The organism is Ensifer sp. Root31 (assembly GCF_001424825.1).
Taxonomy (GTDB): Bacteria; Pseudomonadota; Alphaproteobacteria; order Rhizobiales; family Rhizobiaceae; genus Ensifer; species Ensifer canadensis.
Genome location: NZ_LMCO01000005.1, coordinates 80,057 through 98,717 on the forward strand (window position 1 = coordinate 80,057; position 18,661 = coordinate 98,717).

Here is an 18,661-nt window from a genome sequence, read left to right on the forward strand (position 1 = left end):
CTATTTCAAGCGGTCGTCGCAGATTTCGGCTTCAAAGCCAGCCGCTTAGCTCCCGGCGCACGACATGCTCGAGAACCATCATGCCCTCGGCACTGTCGTTGAGACAGGGGATATGTGCAAACTTTTCGCCGCCATTGTGATGGAAGCTCTCGGCCGCCTGCTCGGCGATCTCCTCGAGCGTTTCCAGACAGTCGGAAACGAAGCCTGGGTTGATCACGGCGATGCGCTTGACGCCGTCCTGCGCCAGCTTCTCGACCGTCTTGTCGGTATAGGGCTGCAGCCATTCTTCCGGCCCGAAGCGGGACTGGAAGGTTACCTGCAGCTTGTCCTTGGACCACCCGAGCTTTTCGCGCAGCAGACGCGCGGTCTTCTGGCACTGGCAATAGTAGGGATCGCCCTTTTCGAAGTAACTCTTCGGGATGCCGTGGAAGGAGGTGAGCACCACTTCCGGCTCCCAGTCGAGTGTCGCCAGATGCCGCGTGATCGAAGTTGCCAGCGCGTCGATATAGACGGGATCGTCATGATAGGGCGGAACGGTGCGCAGCGCCGGCTGCCAGCGCATCTTGAGCAGGGCTTCGAATGCCTTGTCGTTGACGGTGGCTGTCGTTGCCGCGGCGTATTGCGGATAGAGCGGGAACAAGAGGATGCGTTCGCATCCGGCCTTCTGCAGGGCTTCCATGCGCGAGGCGATCGACGGCTGGCCGTAGCGCATGCCCCAATCGACGACGATGTGCGGCTGATTGGCGAAGGCTTCCGCCATCAAGGTCGCCTGGTTGCGGGTATAGGTGCGCAGGTAGCTTTCGTTCAGATCCTTGTTCCAGATCATTTCATAGGCCTTGCCGACCTTGCCGGGGCGGGTGTTGAGCACGATGCCGTAGAGGATCGGATACCAGAACAACCGCGACCATTCGATGACGCGGCGATCGCTGAGGAACTCCTTGAGATAGCGGCGCATCGAGGTGTAGTCGGTGCCATCGGGCGTGCCGAGATTGACCAGCAGAACGCCGACCTTTCCGGATTTAACGGTCGGGTGATCGCTTTGGGCGGTCGCGGCGGGCGCGTTGGTCATCTCGGTCCTCGTGGTCACGTATAAGCAGGTGCATGCACTTTTCGTCACGTCCTTCTAAGAAGAAAAGCCGGTGCGGGGAAGCCCGCGCCGGCTCTCGAAGGAGAGGCAAATTGTCTTACTTTGCCGGAATCTCCAGTTCGGTTCCGACATGCAGGTGGCGCGGAGCGGGCTTGCCGTTGGCCGCGGAGATCTTTGCCCAGAGCGCACCATCGCCGTAGAACGCCTTGGCGAGATCCCAAAGCGTGTCGCCCTTGGCGATGACATGCTTCTGCGGACCGGAGGCCGTCGCGCTCGCGGCGGCGTCGGCTGCAGGCTGCGTTGCCGTTGCCGGTTCGGCAGTCGTGGCGCCGGCGGCTGCAGCGACTTCGGTGATGCGGCCATCCGTGTAGGGCTTGAACGGCTGGTGCGCGGCGAGATAGTCGGCCAGAACGGTTTCGAGGCCCGGACCGTAGTCGTAGGCGTTCTCACCCTTGTCCTTGAAGATTGCGTAGCCGTCGCCGCCATTGCGCATGTAGTTGTTGGTGACGATCGAATAGGTCTTTGCCGGATCGAGCGGCACGAAGCCTTCGCCTTCCTTTACCTCGACCGAGACGACGCGGCTGCCCACTTCCTTCGACTTGTCGAAGGAATATTTCATGCCGGCCACCTGCGGGAAACGGCCGCCGGGTTCTTCAAGCTTGCTGAGGCCGTTCTCAAGCGCGGCACGGATGCCGTCACCCTTGAGCTGGAAGGTCGCAACCGTGTTCTGGAACGGCAGCACGGTGATGGCTTCGCCCATCGAAACGTCGCCGGCATCGATGGAGGCGCGCAGGCCACCGCCATTGGTGATGGCGATCGTCACGCCCTGGCCCTTGACGCGGTCGAGCATGGCGTCGGCAACGAGGCTGCCCATTTCGCATTCCCTGGCCCGGCAATTGTCACGCGAACCGTCGATCGGGGCCTCGGTCTTGCCGATGATCTTGGAGCGCAGCTCCTCGATCGGCTTGGCGAGTTCGGCCACGCGGGTCAAAACGGACTGATCCGGCTTGACGGAAGAATCGACCAGGATCGGATCGCCCTTGGCAGCCTTCACCACGCCGTTGTCGTCGAAGGTGACGACGAGATCGCCGAGGTACTTGCTATAGGAGGCGGCCTGGACGACCGGAACCTTGTAGCCACCGGGGTTGTCGACCATCGTCGGGTAGGGGCCTTCGGCCTTTGCGTCGGTGTTCGACAGCAGGCTGTGGGAGTGGCCGCCGACGACGACGTCGACATCGGGGATCTTTGCGATCGCGGCGAGGTCACGCGGGTAGCCGACATGGGTGAGCGCGATGATCTTGTCGACGCCCTGCTTCTTCAGCTCTTCAACCGCGGCAGTCGTGGTGGCGACGTCGTCACCGATCAGGATGTCCGGGCCGGGGGAGGAGAGTTCGGGCGTATCGTTGGCGACGGCGCCGACGATGCCGATCTTCTGGCCGCCGGCTTCGAGAACGATCGACGGCTTGATGCGGTCACCGATCTTCGACTTGTGACTGGGCAATACGTTGGCGGTGACGACGGGGAACTCGATCTTATCGAGGAAGCCGACAAGGCCATCTTCGCTCTCGTCGAATTCATGGTTGCCGACCGTCATCGCGTCGAACTTCATCAGGTTGAGGAATTCGGCTTCGGCCAGACCCTTGTAGGTGGTGAAGAACAGCGAACCCTGGAAGTTGTCGCCGGCATTCAACAGCAAGACGTTCTTGCCGGACAGATCCTGGCGTTTCTGGTCGATCAGAGACTTCAGGCGGGCGACGCCACCGAAGCACTCGTTCTTGCCTTCCTCTTCGGCCGAGCAGGTCGAATCGAACTTGTTGATCGATTCGATACGGGAGTGGAGATCGTTGATGTGCAGGATGTTCAGTTCATAATCGGCGAAGGCTGCGCCCGAGGAGAGGGCAAGAATGGACGCGGTCATCAGGCCGGTCCGTATGTGTCTGATCATGATGTTCTCCTGTTTTGCCTGTTGTCTGCCGGCCGCTTTCAGACCCGCCGAAGCGGGTCCGGTCCCCGCGGCCGGGGTGGCTTTGCCGGTGCGAATGTTTTCATCACTTCAGGGCGACTTCAAGCACTAAAACCATCCTCCGGTTGCCGGATCTGCAACTACAGCGCCGCGCGCCTTTTCAGGCGCGCAAAGGTCGCTGTAGCGCTTTGAATTGCTGCATGTTTTTCCCCCTAAATCGGCTTCGATTTAGGGAAACATGCAGTAGGGTTAAGTCATACGAATGCACAAAAAAAGCCCCCTAGCGGGAGCTTTGATCCGTGCTCGAAGCTTGTCTCAGCCGCGTCGCGCCAGCGAGAACTGGGCGCCGGCATCGGTGGTGCAATTGAGCTGGCTCTGTGTGACCAGCGCGCAATTGACCTTGGACTGGGTGTTGCGCACCAGCGAGGTCATGTTGATCTCGACGAGTGTCGGGCTGAGCTTCACGTAGTTGCCGGAAGCCAGCAGCTGGTTGCTGTCGGTGGTGCGGGTCGAGAAGGTTCCGCCTGCAAAGGTCGAAACGATGCCGTTCGGATCCGTCCATGAGCCTTCGACACCCGTTGCCTGGCGAGCGGGCGGTGCCCCTCCGGCTTCCCGGGGCGACGACTGGCAGGAGGCCAGGGTCGCGGCGGTCGCGAGAAGGGTCAGAATTGCGAATGGCTTCATTGGCGATTTCCCTCGCTTTGTGCCGAGCGTCCGTTTCATTTCGCCGAACCATGCCGCGATCAAGAGTTGAAAGCAAGAGTGGTCGGGCCGGCGCGCCGGGCTTTTCCCATATGAACAAAAAAAGCCCGGGGCAGAAATGCCCCGGGCCGGATGCTTCGCAATGTCAGCGGTTTAGCGAACGAGGATGTTCTTGAACTGCCAGGGATCCTTGGTGTCGATGTCTTCCGGGAACAGGCCCGGGCGACCGTCGAGCGGGGTCCAGTCGGTGTAGTGTCCTTCGACCGGGCCGAGATAGGGCAGCTGCACTTCGAGGCAGCGCTTGTAGTCCATCTCGTCGGCTTCGACGATGCCGGCCTTCGGGTTTTCGAGCGCCCAGACCATGCCCGCGAGCACCGCAGAGGTGACCTGCATGCCGGTGGCGTTCTGGTAGGGGGCGATGCGGCGGGTCTCTTCCAGCGACAGGCGCGAACCGAACCAGTAGGCATTCTTGTCATGGCCGTAGAGCAGGACGCCCAGTTCGTCGACGCCTTCAACGAGTTCCTTCTCGTCAAGAACATGATGGACTGGCTGCGAATTGCCGCCGTTGCCGAACATTTCGTGCAGCGAAAGGACGGCGTCATTGGCCGGATGGTAGGCGTAGTGGCAGGTCGGGCGATAGGTAACTTCGCCGTCCTTGTCGCGGACGGTGAAGAAGTCGGCGATCGAGATCGACTCGTTGTGGGTGACGAGGAAGCCGTATTGCGGGCCAGGCGTCGGGCACCAGGTGCGCACGCGGGTGTTGGCACCCGGCTGCTCCAGATAGATGGCCGCCTTGCAGCCCTTCTTGTGCTTCTTGGCGTTCTTCGGCATCCAGTTTTCGTGGGTGCCCCAGCCGAGTTCAGCCGGCTGCAGACCTTCGGAGATGAAGCCTTCGACCGACCAGGTGTTCCAGAAGACGTTGAGCGGCTTCGGCTTCTTGGTCAGCTGGGTGTCGCGCTCGGCGATGTGCACGCCCTTGACGCCGACCTTCTTCATCAGCTTCGCCCAGCCTTCGCGGTCGTCCTGATGCGGTTCGTCGTATTTCACGCCAAGGTCGTTGGCGAGGTTGAGGAGCCCCTGCTTGACGAACCAGGAGACCATGCCCGGGTTGGCGCCGCAGGTCGAAACGGCCGTGGTGCCGCCCGGGTTCTTTTCCTTTTCCTTGCGCATGGTTTCGCGCAGGGCATAGTTGGTGCGCGAGGCGTTGTCCATTTCGGCATCGAAGTAGAAGCCGAGCCACGGTTCGACGACGGTGTCGATGTAGAGAACGTCGAGCTTGCGGCACATCTTGATCAGGTCGAGCGAGCCGGTATCGACCGACAGGTTGACGCAGAAGCCTTGGCCTTCGCCTTCGGTCAGGAGCGGCTTCAGCAGCTCCTTATAGTTGTCCTTCGTCACATGGGCGCGAACGTGGCGGACGCCATGACGCTCGAAGATCTCGTTGTCGGCAGCATCCTCGCGCGGCTCGACCACGATCAACCGGTTCTTGTCGTATTTGAAGTGGCGCTCGATCAACGGCAAGGTGCCGCGGCCGATCGAACCGAAGCCGATCATGACGATCGGGCCGGTGATCTCGCCGTAAACCGGATAGGTGGTGTCTGCCATTTTGGTCTTACTCCTGAGGAAACTTTCCCAGTGACGGTGTTGAAAGTGTCTGAAAATGAGGCTCGCGCCGTGTGATAGGCCCTAGAGCATAGTTTGCTGTCACAATAAAGGGCCGCCGGGTCAACGCTGATCTGCGATATTGTTTAACCGGCGATGGAAATGAGGGCCGAAATGAGAGCGTCCCGCTTGCTGACGAGGCCCTTGTAGGCCGCCTGCGGCAGGTCGAGAGAGCGCAATTGCTCGATGAAGGAAAGGGCCAAAGTTCCCGCATCCGCCCGCTGTCGCAACAGCGCCAGGGGATCGGAATAGATCCGGATTGTGAAGACGATCGCGCCGCTTCGCGGCAACTTGCGCAACGTCTGGCGCTCGACGCGGATGAAGGTGCGCTCTTCGGTCAGCTCGATCGCGCCGGCCGACACCCCTTCCGATTTGGGCTTCGGCAGATGCAGGGAGCCGTCGACATTGACGGCCCAGTTGAAGCGTTCGACGAAGCGGCCAGGCGGCAGGTTATCGAACATGCGGCTGATGAGTTCGGCGTTGCGCGTGCCGTCTCCGAAGCCGGGGACCGGGGCGTGGATCTCGTCCATGGTGCGCCCGAACTTTTCGGCGAGCGACCAGGACGAGGGGAAGGCGATGTAGGCGGCGCCAAGGCGCCAGCCGCGGTCGTCGCGCTGCATGATCGCCAGGTCGTCCTGAACGAGCGAGCCCGCTAGCACAAGCGCGTCGTCGCCGGACAAGGGCACCCGTCGCCCGCCGACCATCATTGTTTCGTCCTGCCGACAGTAGATGTCGGGATACCGTGTCGGCAGATAGTCGGACAGGATCTGCAGCAGTTCGCTCTGCGCGTCCTGCGTCCGGTCGTCGGCGGCAAAAACCACGTCGCGGGACTGTGCGAGCAACTGGGCTTTCTGGTCGAGATAGTGCTGCAGCTGGACGTCCGGCTCGATCCAGCGATCGGGATCGAGCTGCGTGAGGCCGATCGTAAAGGGCTTGGAGGAGCCGTCGTAGGGCGTGTGTTTCATGCGGGATGACCGGATCATTCTCGCGATTTAACCATATTCCCTTTCGTTTCGCATGGGCCGAAGCTTGTCACAAGGACTTCGTGCTATAGCTTTGATACAATCATCCGCTACGCGCCATGATTGTTGTTTCCTTCCCCGACCTGGAGGCGTCGCAGACTGAACGTGACCGGCGACCATATAAAGACCTTGATGGGCCTGCAGGCCCAAACACCCGTGCTGATGGCGCTCTACGATCAGCACGACCGGCTGCAATTTGCCAATGATGCCTTTCGCGCTGCCTATTTCATCGAGGCCGACGAGGCGCCGACCTGGGCGGAAATCATGCGGCGCAACCATGCCGCCGGTCGCGGAACCGTGCTCTCGACCAGCGACATCAATGCCTGGATAGCCTCAACGATCAATCGGCGCGGCAAGATCCCGTTTCGGGCGATGGAGACCGACCTGCATGACGGCCGCTGGCTGTGGATGACGGAAACGGTCGATGCCAGGGGGTGGATGCTGTGCGTCGCCGTCGACATCACTACCATTCGCGTCGAGGAGCGCGCGCTAAGGCAGGATCGCGATTTCGCGCTGCGCGCCTCGCAGGTCGATGAACTCACCAATGTGCCCAACCGGCGCTATACCATGGGGCGGCTCGGTGAATTCATCGCCAATTGCGCCCAGAACCCGCATATGTGGGGCTGCGTCGCCATCATAGACATCGACTATTTCAAGGCGATCAACGATCGCTACGGCCACCATCAGGGCGATGAGGTTCTGCTCGACTTCGCCCGCCAGATGCAGGAGTTCGTGCGCCGCTCCGATTGCTTCGGCCGCATCGGCGGCGAGGAGTTCATGCTGATCCTGCCCGACACCACGATCAGCGAAGGCAACATGATCCTCGACCGCTTGCTCGACAAGGTGCGCAGCGCCAGGCCGCTCGCGAGTATCCCGGAGTTCTACTACACCTGTTCGGTGGGGCTGGCCGAGTATCGGGAAGGCGACGGCGTCAAGGACATTTATGCCCGCGCCGACGAGGCGCTCTATCTCGCCAAGCGCGACGGGCGCGACCGGGTAAAGCGGTACACCTTGCCGGGTTCAGACCCAGAGCTTCGCCCGGATCAGGCCCCGTAGCGAATTCCCGACATAGAGCTCGGCTTTTGCCAGATCGTCGAGCGACAGGCGGGCGACGCGCGCCCGTCGCTGGCAGATGAGTTCCGTCCGGAGCACGCCGGCCAGAAGCCCGCAGGCGATCGGCGGCGTTTTCAGCGTGCCGCTGCCATCGTCGAGGAAGATTGAGGTGATCGTTCCCTCGCAGACCTCGCCCTTTTCGTTGAGGAGAAGAACTTCGTCGACCTCGGTTGCCGGGTATTCAGCGCGTGCCGTCTCGTAGATGTCGCGCCGGGTGGTCTTCACCCGCACCAGCTTGTCTTCGGAAGAGAGCCGCGTTTGAGCAAAACGCACGCGCCAGACAGTGTCTTCTGCAAGGGGCGTGAAAGTTGCCGTGGTCACGGCGACGGTGCCGTTGCGGTCAAGCGTCAGGCGGACCCGTAGCGGGCCTGTTGCACCCTGGACGGCGGCTTGCAGCTCCGCCTGCGCCCGCTCGGCGCCGGCAAATCCCAATCTTCGTGCCGATCGTTTCAACCGGGCGAGATGTAACCTCAAGCGAACGAATTCAACATCGGGTTCGTAGCGCAGGGTCTCGATCAGGGAAAAATCCGTCATCGGGCGATCTCGGCATCGCCGATGGCAAACCGCGCCTTGAGCAGGCATTCGTCATATTCGGACTGGGCGCCGGAATCAAAGACGATGCCGCCGCCGACATTGAAGACGGCCTCGCCATTGGCAAACAGCGAGATGGTGCGGATCGCCACGCTGAAGCGCATGATGCCGTTCGGCGCGATAAAGCCGATTGCGCCGCAATAGGCGTCGCGCGGACCGTCTTCGAGATCGTGCAGGATTTCCATCGCCCGCATCTTCGGCGCGCCGGTGATCGAGCCGCAGGGAAAGAGTGCGGCGAAAATATCGGTGATGCCGACATCCGGCCGCAGCTTGGCCCTGACATGGCTGACCATCTGGTGAACGGTCGGATAGGTCTCGATGTCGAACAGTTTCGGGACGTCGAGCGTTCCGACCTCGGTGATGCGCGAGATGTCGTTGCGCAAGAGGTCGACGATCATGCGGTTTTCGGCCTGGGTCTTCTCGTCAGTGCGCATGGCAGCAATGATCTCGGCGTCCTCCTCAGCCGACGCGCCGCGCTTTGCGGTGCCCTTCATCGGATGCGTCTCAATCCATCGGTCAGCGTCGACCCGGAAGAAGAGCTCGGGCGAGCGCGAGACGAGGATCGGACCATCCAGCACGACGAGCGCGCCGTATTTTACCGGTTGCCGTTCGATCAGTGACCAGAAGGCGGCGCGCGGATCGCCCGTCCAGCGGGCGCGGATCGGCATCGTCAGGTTCGCCTGATAACAATCGCCCTGGCGCAGATGCTGATGCAGGCGGTCGAACCGCTCGCGATAGGTGGGAAAATCCCAGGCGGCACGCGGCTCGGCAAGGAAAGGCTCGTTCTCCATCCGACGTTGCGGCTCGCCAAGCGGATGGTCGTCGCTCGGTGCGTCGAAGATGCCGAAGGACATCAGCGGCGTTTCGCGCCCCCCCTCCTCGGCAAAGGGGCTCAGCTTCTCTTCGAAGATATGGCCCGCCTCATATGCCATGAAGCCGGCAATCCATTTGCCGGCCGCATGTGCACGCTCAAGCTCGGCGAGGCCGCGGCGGAATTCGGCTTTGGTCCGCGCCGTGACGACGCGCTCCGGATCAGTGAAAACCGTGGTCCGATTTTCGCTGTCGTCCCGGAAAAGCACAAAAGGTGCGTTTTCGTTCATCGATGCCGCTTCGCACTTTTCCTTGAAAGTCTCTGGAGCGCGGGCTCGGCCCGCGCCGGATCACGCCTTATCAAGCGCCTCGAGTTCGTCGATCAGCCCCTCGATCATCGACAGACCCTGTGCCCAGAACGACGGATCGGTGGCATCGAGGCCGAAGGGAGCGAGCAATTCCGAATGGTGCTTGGTGCCGCCGGCTTTCAGCAGCTCGAAATACTTTGCCTGGAAGCCCTTTTCGGCGTTCTGGTAGACGGCATAGAGCGAGTTCACCAGGCAATCGCCGAAAGCATAGGCATAGACATAGAACGGCGAGTGGATGAAGTGCGGGATATAGGCCCAGTAGGTCTCGTAGCCCTCGGAAATCCGGATCGCCGGCCCGAGGCTTTCCGCCTGCACCGAAAGCCACAGATTGCCGATATCCTCGGCGGTCAGTTCGCCTTCCTTGCGGGCCGTGTGCAGCTTGCGCTCGAATTCGTAGAAGGCGATCTGGCGCACGACCGTATTGATCATGTCCTCGACCTTCTGGGCGAGCATGGCCTTGCGCTCGCGCTTGTCCTTGGTCTGGTCGAGAAGCGCACGGAAGGTCAGCATTTCGCCGAACACCGATGCCGTCTCGGCGAGGGTCAGCGGCGTCGAGGCCATCAGCGCGCCCTGCTCGCCGGCGAGCACCTGGTGCACGCCGTGACCGAGTTCGTGGGCAAGCGTCATTACGTCGCGCGGCTTGCCCATATAATTGACGAGCACGTAGGGGTGCGCGGAGGGAACGGTCGGGTGGGCGAAGGCGCCGGGGGCCTTGCCGGGGCGCACCGGCGCATCGATCCAGCGGTCATCGAAGAAGCGGCGGGCAATTGCGGCCATCTCTGGGGCGAAGGCATGGTAGGCCGAAAGCACCGTATCCTTCGCCTGGTTCCACGAGATCAGCGCATTCGGCGTTTCCGGCAGCGGCGCGTTGCGATCCCAGAACTCCATCTGTTCCATGCCGAGCCACTTCGCCTTCATGGCATAGTAGCGGTGCGAAAGGCGCGGATAAGCTGACTTCACCGCTTCCGCGAGCGCATCGACGACCTCGCGCTCGACGCGGTTGGCGAGGTGCCGGCTGTCGGCGATATCCTCGAAACCGCGCCAGCGATCCGAGATTTCCTTGTCCTTGGCGAGCGTATTGGTGATCAGCGTGAAGGTGCGGATATTGGCCCTGAAGGTTTCGGCAAGCGCCATCGCCGCCTTCTTGCGCACCTCGGTCGAGGGATCCTGCAGCAGGTTCAGGGCCATTTCGAGCGGCATCGTCTCGCCGTCGACGGTGAAGGTCAGCGACGTCATGGTCTCGTCGAACAGGCGGTTGAAGGCGGCTGGCCCGGTCATCGATTTCTCGAGGAACAGCTGCTCGAGCTTGTCATCAAGCTGGTAGGGCTTGTCCTTGCGCAGGTCGAGTAGCCAGGGCTTGTAGTGCGCCGCCAGGCTGTCGTTGGTAAGCGCTGCGTCGATCACCGCATCGTCGATGCGGTTGAGTTCGAGCGAGAAGAACAGGAGATGCGCCGACATATCGGTCAGCTTCGACTGCACGTCGCCGTAGAGCTTGCCGTTTTCCGGCTTGGAGGTGTCGGAGAAATAGGTCAGGCCGGCAAAGGACGCGATGCGCCCCATGATGTCTTCCAGCGCTTCGAATTCTTTCACGGCAGCACCGATGCCTTCGTCGCCGGCTTTCGTCGCAGCGGTGGCAAGCTTGCCTTTCCACTTGGCCTCAAACGCAATCGAGTCCGCCTCGGCCTTCTTCATGTCGGAACGGAATGCATCAGAGGTTGCGGACGGATAGAGATCCTCCAGCCGCCAGGAGGGCAGATCGCCGAGCTCGGCCACAGCTCCTTGGGCGGGGCCGGTGGCGGCACGGACGATGGTTTTCTCGTGGGCGAAGGTGCGGAAGGTCATCGTCGGATTTCTCTCGTTCGTGGCAGGAAGAGGCAAGCGATATGGGTTCCATTGCTATCGCCGCCAATGGATAAAATGCAAGCATTTCTCAAAAGATGATGTTCAGCCCTTTATGGCACAGATGCCTGACGTGATTTGGCACATGACGTTGGCCAAAAAGTACCGCGTGTCCAAAGCAGGAGGCTTCCGTGACATCACACATTCTTGTCATCGATGACGATCCGGTGCAGCGCCGGTTGCTGACGAACATGATCGAGCGTCTCGGTCATGTCGCGCATCTCGCCGACAATGGCCGCAGTGGCCTGGAGCTGCTCGAGCGCAAGGGCGGCATCATCAACGTCATCCTTCTCGATCTGCTGATGCCCGAAATGAACGGCCACGGCTTTCTCGATGCGCTGGCGGAACGGGGCGTCGATACGCCCGTCATCGTGCAGACGGGGCAGGGCGGTATCGAAACCGTCGTGCAAGCGATGCAGGCCGGTGCCTTCGACTTCCTGGTCAAGCCGGTTTCTCCGGAGCGGCTGTCGGTGGCGCTCGGCAACGCGCTGAAGATGGCGAGCCGCGACGGCAAGGTCAAAACCTCGCGCCGCCCGCGCGGCGGTGCCGTCGGTTTCGATGACGTCGTTTCGGCCAGCCCGGCGATGATCCGGGTGATCGATCTCGCTCGCCGGGCTGCGCAGTCTAACATTCCGATCGTGCTCGAGGGTGAATCCGGCGTCGGCAAGGAAATGGTGGCGCGGGCGATCCAGTCGGCCAGCGACCGTTCGGGCAAGCCGTTCATCACCGTCAACTGTGGCGCCATCCCGCACAATCTGGTCGAGAGCATTCTCTTCGGCCACGAGAAGGGCGCCTTTACCGGTGCCACCGAAAAGCACAGCGGCAAGTTCGTCGACGCCGACGGCGGCACCCTGTTCCTCGACGAGATCGGCGACCTGCCGCTCGAAGTGCAGGTGAAGCTGCTGCGTGCGGTCCAGCAGGGCGAGATCGAGACGATCGGCGCGCGCCATCCGCACCGGGTCAACGTGCGACTGATCTCGGCCACCAACAAGGACCTCATCAACGAGGTGCGCGAAGGCCGGTTCCGCGAGGATCTCTACTATCGTCTCAACGTCTTCCCGATCACCATTCCGGCGCTGCGCCGGCGCAAGGAGGACGTCCCGGTCCTGGTGCGCTCGTTCGTCGACCGGTTTGCGTCCGAGCAGAGGCTCAGCACGCCGCTCACCGTTTCGAGCGGTGCGATGGCGCTGCTCACCGCCTATGACTGGCCGGGCAACATCCGCCAGCTGGAGAACGCGATCTTCCGTGCGGTCGTTCTGGCCGACGGCAACGAGCTGACGGTCAAGGACTTCCCGCAGATCGCCACGCAGATCCCCGGCTACGTCGTTTCCGACCGCAGCGGTTTCTCCTGGGGCGATGCCGGCCCCGAGCGCACCGCCGCTGCCGATCCGGCCGTAAGCGTCTATCCCGATTTTGCCAGCACGGCGAAATCGATGGAGGCCGATGCCACGCATGATGGCCGTATGGAGAACGCAATTGCCAGCGTCGATGAGGGCGGAGACGTGCGCAAACTCGCCGAAGTCGAGGAGGAACTGATTCGTTTTGCGCTGAAATTCTATCGGGGCCAGATGAGCCAGGTGGCGCGCAAACTCGGTATCGGCCGGTCGACGCTCTACCGCAAACTCAAGGATTACGGCATCGATCCCGACAATCCCTTGCGTGAGGCGGCATAAAATCGACGCATTCACGCCTCACTAGCCGTGCGATTCCGTCACCGCCGTTTAGACCTTGTTAGTGAAGTGTTCACTATATTATAAGGGGCGGTGACGACTGTGGCATATATGCCATCCTGTCACCTTATTTGACAGTCATCTGAGACAGCGAAGCACGGTTGTCCGTCGGACGGGGATTGAATGCCAAATTTGTTCAGTTTTAAGAAGCCTCTCGGCTCCTTAGCTAGCAGACTCTGCTCGGCGATGACCCGTAAGGTGCCGCAGGTTCTGACATCCATCGCCCTTGCGGTGTCTCTGGTTACGCCTGGCATGGCACCTCCCGTCGAGGCCGCCGGCCAGACGCGTACGCTGAAGCTCTATTTCATCCACACGCAGGAAAAGGCGCAGATCACCTTCAAGCGCAACGGCCGCTATGACCCGAAGGGCCTGCAGCAGATCAACCGGTTCCTGCGCGACTGGCGTCGCAACGAGCCGACCAAGATGGATCCGCGCCTGCTCGACCTCGTGTGGGAAGTCTACACCAAGAGTGGCTCGCGCGATTATATCCACGTCGTTTCGGCCTATCGTTCGCCGGCCACCAACGGCATGCTGCGTTCGCGTTCCAAGGGCGTTGCCAAGAAGAGCCAGCACATGCTCGGCAAGGCGATGGACTTCTACATTCCCGACGTGAAGCTGAAGACGGTGCGCGAAATCGGCATGAAATTCCAGGTCGGTGGCGTCGGCTACTACCCGACCTCAGGCTCTCCGTTCGTTCACATGGATGTCGGCGGCGTTCGCGCCTGGCCGCGCATGACCCGCAACGAACTGGCCCGTCTCTTCCCCGACGGCAAGACCATGCACGTTCCGTCCGACGGCAAGCCGCTACCGGGCTATAACCAGGCTGTTGCCGACTACAAGCGTCGCGTCGGCGCCTCGGCGATCGAAGTTGCCGGTGGTGGTGCCAAGGGTGCGGGCGATGCCGAGGGCGGCAAGCGCCGCGGTAACCTGTTCGCCATGCTCTTTGGCGGTGGCGGCGACGAGGATGAAGAACCCTCGGCAATCGCGGCCGGCCCCGGCGATGAAGAAGCCGCTCCGGCAAAGGTCCAGACGGCGTCGGCTCCTGCCGCCCAGGAAGCACTTCCGGGTGTTGCCGGTTCGGTCGCAGCCGAGACCACCACAGCCGAGACCACCACAGCCGATCAGAACATCAATGCTCCGGTTCCGGCCGTTCGTCCGGCCTTCAAGGATGCGCCTGAAAATGGCGGCGTAGCCGTGGCCCTGGTCGCGCCGCAGAAGAACGCGGCCCAGGACGCGCTTGCTGCCGCCCTGCCGCAGACGCCGGAAATGCCGAGCGAATTTGCGGATCTGACCTCGGTCAAGGTGCCGGTCCCGCAGATGCTCGATCGGGGTGGCGTGAACGCTGCTGCCGGCGAGACGCTTGTGGCATCGGTCGATCCGCTGGCAACGGACATGCAGGCGCTTGGCTTCGTGCCGGTTCCGGCCATGCGCCCGGCGGGTGATGCGGCTCTTGCCGCTGTCGCGGATGCCAAGGTTGCCGTGCCTGCCTTTGCAGAGCGCCCGGTTCTGGCTTCGGCCGAGCCGCCGCGTGACACCACGGCTCAGGCATCGACACGCGTCGCGCTTGCCGCGCCGACACAGGCAGAGCGCGAGCCAGTCGCCCAGCCAGTCGAAATGGCCGCCTATGCGCCGCAGGCCTCGACGAATGGCCGCGCCAATGCCTTTGATGGCGCCTTCGACACCCAGGCCGAAGCCCCGGCAAAAGGTGGTCGTCCGAAGAAGCATGATGCCGACGCCGCGACCCGTTCGTCGGTTCGCACCGAGCCGAAGCTGACGCAGAAGATCATCTCCGAATGGGCGCTTTCTGCCGGCCGCGTCGCGACGCTTTCCAAGCCCGTGAAGGCACCGCGCTTCGTCAGCAAGACGCTGCGCACGGCCCCGACGACTGTTTATGCTGCGGGCTTCAACAGCACGGCCGGAACAACGGTCGATACGGCCCGCTTCAGCGGCAACGCCGTCAACTTCATGGAAGTGAAGAAGTTCAGCACCAACTGAGTTTCGAGCAAATAAGACTCAACACAAAAAAAGCCCGCCGGTGATACCGGCGGGCTTTTTGCTGTCTATGGCAGGAGAAATTATTCTTCTTCAGCCGCGGCCGGGATCATGCCGAGCGCCTGCAGGTAGGTGTCGAGGATCGCTTCCTGTTCCATGCGCTCATCGGCGTCCTGCTTGCGAATGGAGATGACCTTCCGCAGGATCTTGGCATCGAAGCCGGTGGACTTGGCTTCGCCGTAGACGTCCTTGATGTCGTCGGCGATGGTCTTCTTTTCTTCTTCCAGGCGCTCGATCCGTTCGATGAAAGCGCGGAGTTGGTCGCGTGCGACGCCGTGTGCATCTGACATGGTCTTCTCCTTTTGCGGGGAATGAAATTCTTGGGTGCCGTGACGTGCCGCGAACGGCGGCCAAGGTCAAGGGCCATTGCGCAACAACGCTGGCATTTCCGTGGCGGTGGCCCGGCGCAGAGGTTTATTCCTTGGGGCGGTTGGTTTCGAAGGCGGCTTTCTGCTCGCTCGAGGCTTCCCTCTGATGCAGCGCCCGCCATTCCTCATAGGGCATGCCGTAGACGATCTCGCGGGATTGCTCCTTGTCGAGTGTCACGCCGGCCTCGTTGGCCGCGTCCCGATACCAGTTGGACAGGCAGTTGCGGCAGAAGCCGGCAAGGTTCATCAGGTCGATGTTCTGCACGTCGCTGCGCTCGCGCAAGTGCGCGACCAGACGCCGGAAGGCGGCGGCCTCGAAGGCGGTCTGCTGGTCCGGGGTGAGCTCGGTCATGATCTTGTCTTTCCTGGTCTCAAATGTCGTAGGCGCCGGTGCGCGACGGGTGCTGCTCATAGCGATGCAGGTCGGGCCGGGTATTGAGATCAGCAAGGATCGGGGCGAGCCGATCGGCCCATGCGGCGACGCCCGCCTCGTCTGCGATCAGATCCTGTCGAACCTCGATCAGGGCATGGGGAATGCCCGGTGCCATGCAGTGCCGGAACATCGTATCCCCGCGCAGCGCCCCGTCATAGGGCTCGTTGTTGCCGACGACGATATCGCCCGATGCTTCGAGCTTTTCGATCAGCGGCAGCACCGCGCGCGGGTCGTTGTCCCAGAGCACGGCCGCGTGCCACGGACGGACGGCACCCTTCCAGGCGGGCGTAAAGGAATGGATGGAGATGACCAGCGGGGCGCTGCCCGTGGCCACGGCACTGCGCTCCAGTGTCTCGGCGACTGCGCGGTGATAGGGCCGATGGAAACGGTTCAGCCGGTTGTCCCATTCCTCCTCGCTGATCGGGTGGTTTCCCGGAATGATCGCGCCGTCGGAAATCTTCATGATCAGGGTCGGATCGTCCTCGCCGCGATTGGGGTCGATCAAAAGTCGCGAGAAGCACCCTAGAACTGCCGGTGCGTCGAGTGCGGCCGAGAGCCGGCGGACGAGATGTTCGACGCCGATGTCATAGGCGATGTGACGTTGAAACGCGGCTGCCGGCAGGCCGAGGCTGCCATATTCTTCCGGCAGGCGGTTCATGGCGTGGTCGGCGAGTAGTACGAGGCCGGTTGTGGGGTTGGCTTCGATAATCTCATAGGGCGAATAGTGCTGCATGCCGTTCCAGTCTGCTTTTGGGGGGGTATGCTTTTGATTGCACGCGTCGGAGACATTCACAAGAAAAACGCAACTGTTTTGCGCAATCGACACCTAATTAGCCCGATGTAATCGATTAGAGTTACGTTGACTTTCCGGGCTGGTCGTCGCAAGAAAGGCCACGCAAATCAAAACGGAGTTCCATCGGAAACCGTGTCCAGATATCCATTTTCCAAAGCGAAGCCGGGGCTGTCGACATTGGGGGGGATCCTCCTGTTTTCCCTGGCTATTTCAGGCTCATTTCTATTTGCCGGTGAGGCTCGCGCCGATTTTCGCGTCTGCAATGGCACGCAAAATCTGGTCGGCGTGGCGATCGGTTACCGCGCCAAGGAAGGCTGGGTAACCGAGGGGTGGTGGCAGGTTCCCGCGACCACATGTGCGACCCTGATCGAGGGCGAGCTCGAATCGCGATACTATTATCTCTACGCTGAAGACGCGGCCCGGGGTGGCCGTTGGACCGGCGACGTCAACATGTGCGTCGCCGAAAACGAATTCAAGGTTTCGGGCGTGCAGGACTGCTTTGCCCGCGGCTTCCAGCGGATGGGATTCAAGGAATATGACACGGGGCGGCAGGGAAGCTGGATGGTTCAGCTCTCCGATACGCCCGGCACGCAGGAAAGCCAGAATTGATGAAGCGGAACAGAAAAGTCAAAATCCTCGCCACGCTCGGACCGGCGTCGGCCGACGAGCAGATGATCCAGAAGCTGCACGAGGCGGGGGCTGATCTGTTCCGTATCAACATGAGCCACGCAAGCCACGACGTGATGCGCACGCTGGTGCAGCGCATCCGCGCGGTCGAAGCGCGCTGTGGCCGCCCGATCGGCATTCTCGGCGACCTGCAGGGTCCGAAGCTGCGCGTCGGCAAGTTTGCCGAAGGCAAGGTCGACCTCAAGGTCGGTCAGACCTTTACCCTCGACAACAAGGACGAGCCTGGCGACAGCACCCGTGTGTTTCTGCCCCATCCGGAAATCCTCGAAGCGGTCAAGCCTGGCCATCGCCTGCTGATCGATGACGGCAAATTGCACCTGCGCGCCGAAAAGACCGACGGCAAGAGCATCGTCACAACGGTTGTTGCCGGCACGAAGATTTCCGACCGCAAGGGCGTCAGCCTGCCCGACACGCTGCTGGCCGTCGGCGTCCTGACCGACAAGGACCGCTCGGACCTCGATGCGATTCTGGCAACCGGAGAGTTCGACTGGGTGGCGCTGTCCTTCGTCCAGCGTCCCGAGGACCTGGCCGAGGTTCGCAAGATCGCCCGCGGCCGCGTCGGTCTGATGTCCAAGATCGAGAAGCCGCAGGCGCTCGAGCGCATCGACGAGATCATCGAGCTCTCCGACGCGCTGATGGTTGCACGCGGCGACCTTGGCGTCGAAATGCCGCTCGAATCTGTGCCTGGCCTGCAGAAGCAGCTGACGCGCGCCTGTCGCCGCGCCGGCAAACCGGTGGTCGTGGCCACGCAGATGCTGGAATCGATGATCTCCGCGCCGGTGCCGACGCGCGCTGAAGTCTCCGACGTGGCGACTGCCGTCTTCGAAGGCGCCGACGCCATCATGCTGTCGGCTGAATCCGCCTCCGGCGAGTATCCGGTGGAAGCCGTCTCGACCATGGCGTCGATCGCCAGCAGCGTCGAGCGCGACCCGCACTATTCCAGCATCATCTACGCGCAGCGCACGCCGCCCGAGGCGACCGGTGCCGACGCGATTTCGCTGGCCGCCCACCAGATCGCCGAGACGCTGCGGTTGTCTGCAATCGTCTGCTACACCTCGTCCGGCACAACGGGCCTTCGCGCCGCGCGCGAGCGCCCGCAGGTTCCGATCATCGCGCTGTCGCCGATCGTCCAGACGGCTCGCCGGCTTTCGGTCGTCTGGGGCCTGCATTGCGTCGTCACCGAGGATGCGACCGATCTCGACGACATGGTCAACCGTGCCTGCCGCATCGTTGCTCATGAGGGTTTCGGCAAGCCCGGCGAACGGGTCATCATCTCGGCCGGTGTGCCGCTCGGCACCCCCGGCGCCACCAACATGCTGCGCATCGCCTATATCGGCTCGGACGGCCTGAGCGGTATCTGAGGCTCGCCGCTCGTTTCAGA

General features: G+C 62.1%; 15 protein-coding genes and 1 pseudogene. 5 read left to right on the plus strand and 11 right to left on the minus strand.

Translation table 11 applies throughout. The features are described 5' to 3' along the window. Positions 1-31 precede the first annotated feature (31 nt). From hemH to ASD00_RS06545, 5 genes are all read right to left on the minus strand, one after another. Entirely contained in the window at positions 32-1,069 is a 1,038-nt protein-coding gene (gene hemH / locus ASD00_RS06525) for a ferrochelatase (RefSeq protein ID WP_025424807.1), read from the minus strand. A 115-nt stretch (positions 1,070-1,184) separates the two neighbouring features. Beyond that, positions 1,185-3,032: a bifunctional UDP-sugar hydrolase/5'-nucleotidase gene (locus ASD00_RS06530; protein ID WP_025424806.1), complete on the minus strand. Its 1,848-nt coding sequence runs from the start codon at positions 3,030-3,032 to the stop codon at positions 1,185-1,187. Between the two features lie 333 nt (positions 3,033-3,365). Next, complete coding sequence (gene omp10 / locus ASD00_RS06535) at positions 3,366-3,734, minus strand: outer membrane lipoprotein Omp10 (protein WP_025424805.1); 369 nt, start codon at positions 3,732-3,734, stop codon at positions 3,366-3,368. A 171-nt stretch (positions 3,735-3,905) separates the two neighbouring features. Further along, positions 3,906-5,357, minus strand: a complete 1,452-nt coding sequence (locus ASD00_RS06540; RefSeq protein WP_025424804.1) for a homospermidine synthase — start codon at positions 5,355-5,357, stop codon at positions 3,906-3,908. Between the two features lie 143 nt (positions 5,358-5,500). Next, entirely contained in the window at positions 5,501-6,397 is an 897-nt protein-coding gene (locus ASD00_RS06545; RefSeq protein ID WP_025424803.1) for a DUF3445 domain-containing protein, read from the minus strand. A 144-nt stretch (positions 6,398-6,541) separates the two neighbouring features. Between ASD00_RS06545 and ASD00_RS06550 the strand changes: the two genes are divergently transcribed. Then, on the plus strand, positions 6,542-7,492 hold the full coding sequence (locus ASD00_RS06550; RefSeq protein WP_025424802.1) for a GGDEF domain-containing protein: 951 nt from the start codon (positions 6,542-6,544) through the stop codon (positions 7,490-7,492). Here the strand turns inward: ASD00_RS06550 and ASD00_RS06555 are convergent. Genes ASD00_RS06555 through ASD00_RS06565 form a run of 3 tightly spaced genes read right to left on the minus strand, consistent with a single transcriptional unit; the run spans position 7,457 to position 11,160 of the window. After that, positions 7,457-8,083 (minus strand): aminotransferase class IV family protein, encoded by a 627-nt coding sequence (locus ASD00_RS06555; protein ID WP_025424801.1) that lies wholly within the window; start codon positions 8,081-8,083, stop codon positions 7,457-7,459. The genes ASD00_RS06550 and ASD00_RS06555 overlap by 36 nt on opposite strands. Next, complete coding sequence (locus ASD00_RS06560; protein ID WP_025424800.1) at positions 8,080-9,240, minus strand: aminodeoxychorismate synthase component I; 1,161 nt, start codon at positions 9,238-9,240, stop codon at positions 8,080-8,082. Before ASD00_RS06560 ends, ASD00_RS06555 begins: the two co-directional genes overlap by 4 nt. Positions 9,241-9,300: 60 nt before the next feature. Continuing rightward, on the minus strand, positions 9,301-11,160 hold the full coding sequence (locus tag ASD00_RS06565) for a M3 family oligoendopeptidase (protein ID WP_057205653.1): 1,860 nt from the start codon (positions 11,158-11,160) through the stop codon (positions 9,301-9,303). Between the two features lie 188 nt (positions 11,161-11,348). On the opposite strand from ASD00_RS06565, the gene ASD00_RS06570 reads away from it, so the two are divergent. Continuing rightward, positions 11,349-12,890: a sigma-54 dependent transcriptional regulator gene (locus tag ASD00_RS06570; RefSeq protein WP_057205656.1), complete on the plus strand. Its 1,542-nt coding sequence runs from the start codon at positions 11,349-11,351 to the stop codon at positions 12,888-12,890. Between the two features lie 180 nt (positions 12,891-13,070). Then, complete coding sequence (locus ASD00_RS06575) at positions 13,071-14,942, plus strand: DUF882 domain-containing protein (RefSeq protein ID WP_057205658.1); 1,872 nt, start codon at positions 13,071-13,073, stop codon at positions 14,940-14,942. A gap of 80 nt (positions 14,943-15,022) precedes the next feature. On the opposite strand, the gene ASD00_RS06580 is transcribed toward ASD00_RS06575, so the two are convergent. The 3 genes from ASD00_RS06580 to ASD00_RS06590 all read right to left on the minus strand — a co-directional run bounded on the left by ASD00_RS06580 (position 15,023) and on the right by ASD00_RS06590 (position 16,533). Then, a complete protein-coding gene (locus ASD00_RS06580) occupies positions 15,023-15,289 on the minus strand; it encodes a DUF2312 domain-containing protein (protein ID WP_025424796.1) in 267 nt (88 codons plus the stop codon). Between the two features lie 124 nt (positions 15,290-15,413). Next, entirely contained in the window at positions 15,414-15,719 is a 306-nt protein-coding gene (locus tag ASD00_RS06585; protein ID WP_025424795.1) for a DUF1244 domain-containing protein, read from the minus strand. A 19-nt stretch (positions 15,720-15,738) separates the two neighbouring features. Further along, positions 15,739-16,533 (minus strand): N-formylglutamate amidohydrolase, encoded by a 795-nt coding sequence (locus tag ASD00_RS06590; protein ID WP_057205660.1) that lies wholly within the window; start codon positions 16,531-16,533, stop codon positions 15,739-15,741. A gap of 297 nt (positions 16,534-16,830) precedes the next feature. Here ASD00_RS06590 and ASD00_RS06595 point away from each other — a divergent pair. Together ASD00_RS06595 and pyk are read left to right on the plus strand one after the other, a co-directional pair. After that, positions 16,831-17,202 (plus strand): annotated as a pseudogene (locus ASD00_RS06595) (DUF1036 domain-containing protein); the annotation flags it as partial. After that, the gene (gene pyk, locus ASD00_RS06600; protein WP_025424792.1) at positions 17,202-18,641 is read left to right on the plus strand and encodes a pyruvate kinase; all 1,440 of its coding nucleotides are present in this window, start codon (positions 17,202-17,204) and stop codon (positions 18,639-18,641) included. The pseudogene ASD00_RS06595 and the gene pyk, both read left to right, overlap by 1 nt. Positions 18,642-18,661: the final 20 nt, after the last annotated feature.

Coding starts and splice junctions, on each gene's coding strand:
- hemH (WP_025424807.1), bottom strand. CDS start 1,069: ATGACCAACGCGCCCGCCGCGACCGCCCAAAGCGATCACCCGACCGTT.
- ASD00_RS06530 (WP_025424806.1), bottom strand. CDS start 3,032: ATGATCAGACACATACGGACCGGCCTGATGACCGCGTCCATTCTTGCC.
- omp10 (WP_025424805.1), bottom strand. CDS start 3,734: ATGAAGCCATTCGCAATTCTGACCCTTCTCGCGACCGCCGCGACCCTG.
- ASD00_RS06540 (WP_025424804.1), bottom strand. CDS start 5,357: ATGGCAGACACCACCTATCCGGTTTACGGCGAGATCACCGGCCCGATC.
- ASD00_RS06545 (WP_025424803.1), bottom strand. CDS start 6,397: ATGATCCGGTCATCCCGCATGAAACACACGCCCTACGACGGCTCCTCC.
- ASD00_RS06555 (WP_025424801.1), bottom strand. CDS start 8,083: ATGACGGATTTTTCCCTGATCGAGACCCTGCGCTACGAACCCGATGTT.
- ASD00_RS06560 (WP_025424800.1), bottom strand. CDS start 9,240: ATGAACGAAAACGCACCTTTTGTGCTTTTCCGGGACGACAGCGAAAAT.
- ASD00_RS06565 (WP_057205653.1), bottom strand. CDS start 11,160: ATGACCTTCCGCACCTTCGCCCACGAGAAAACCATCGTCCGTGCCGCC.
- ASD00_RS06575 (WP_057205658.1), top strand. CDS start 13,071: ATGCCAAATTTGTTCAGTTTTAAGAAGCCTCTCGGCTCCTTAGCTAGC.
- ASD00_RS06580 (WP_025424796.1), bottom strand. CDS start 15,289: ATGTCAGATGCACACGGCGTCGCACGCGACCAACTCCGCGCTTTCATC.
- ASD00_RS06585 (WP_025424795.1), bottom strand. CDS start 15,719: ATGACCGAGCTCACCCCGGACCAGCAGACCGCCTTCGAGGCCGCCGCC.
- ASD00_RS06590 (WP_057205660.1), bottom strand. CDS start 16,533: ATGCAGCACTATTCGCCCTATGAGATTATCGAAGCCAACCCCACAACC.
- pyk (WP_025424792.1), top strand. CDS start 17,202: ATGAAGCGGAACAGAAAAGTCAAAATCCTCGCCACGCTCGGACCGGCG.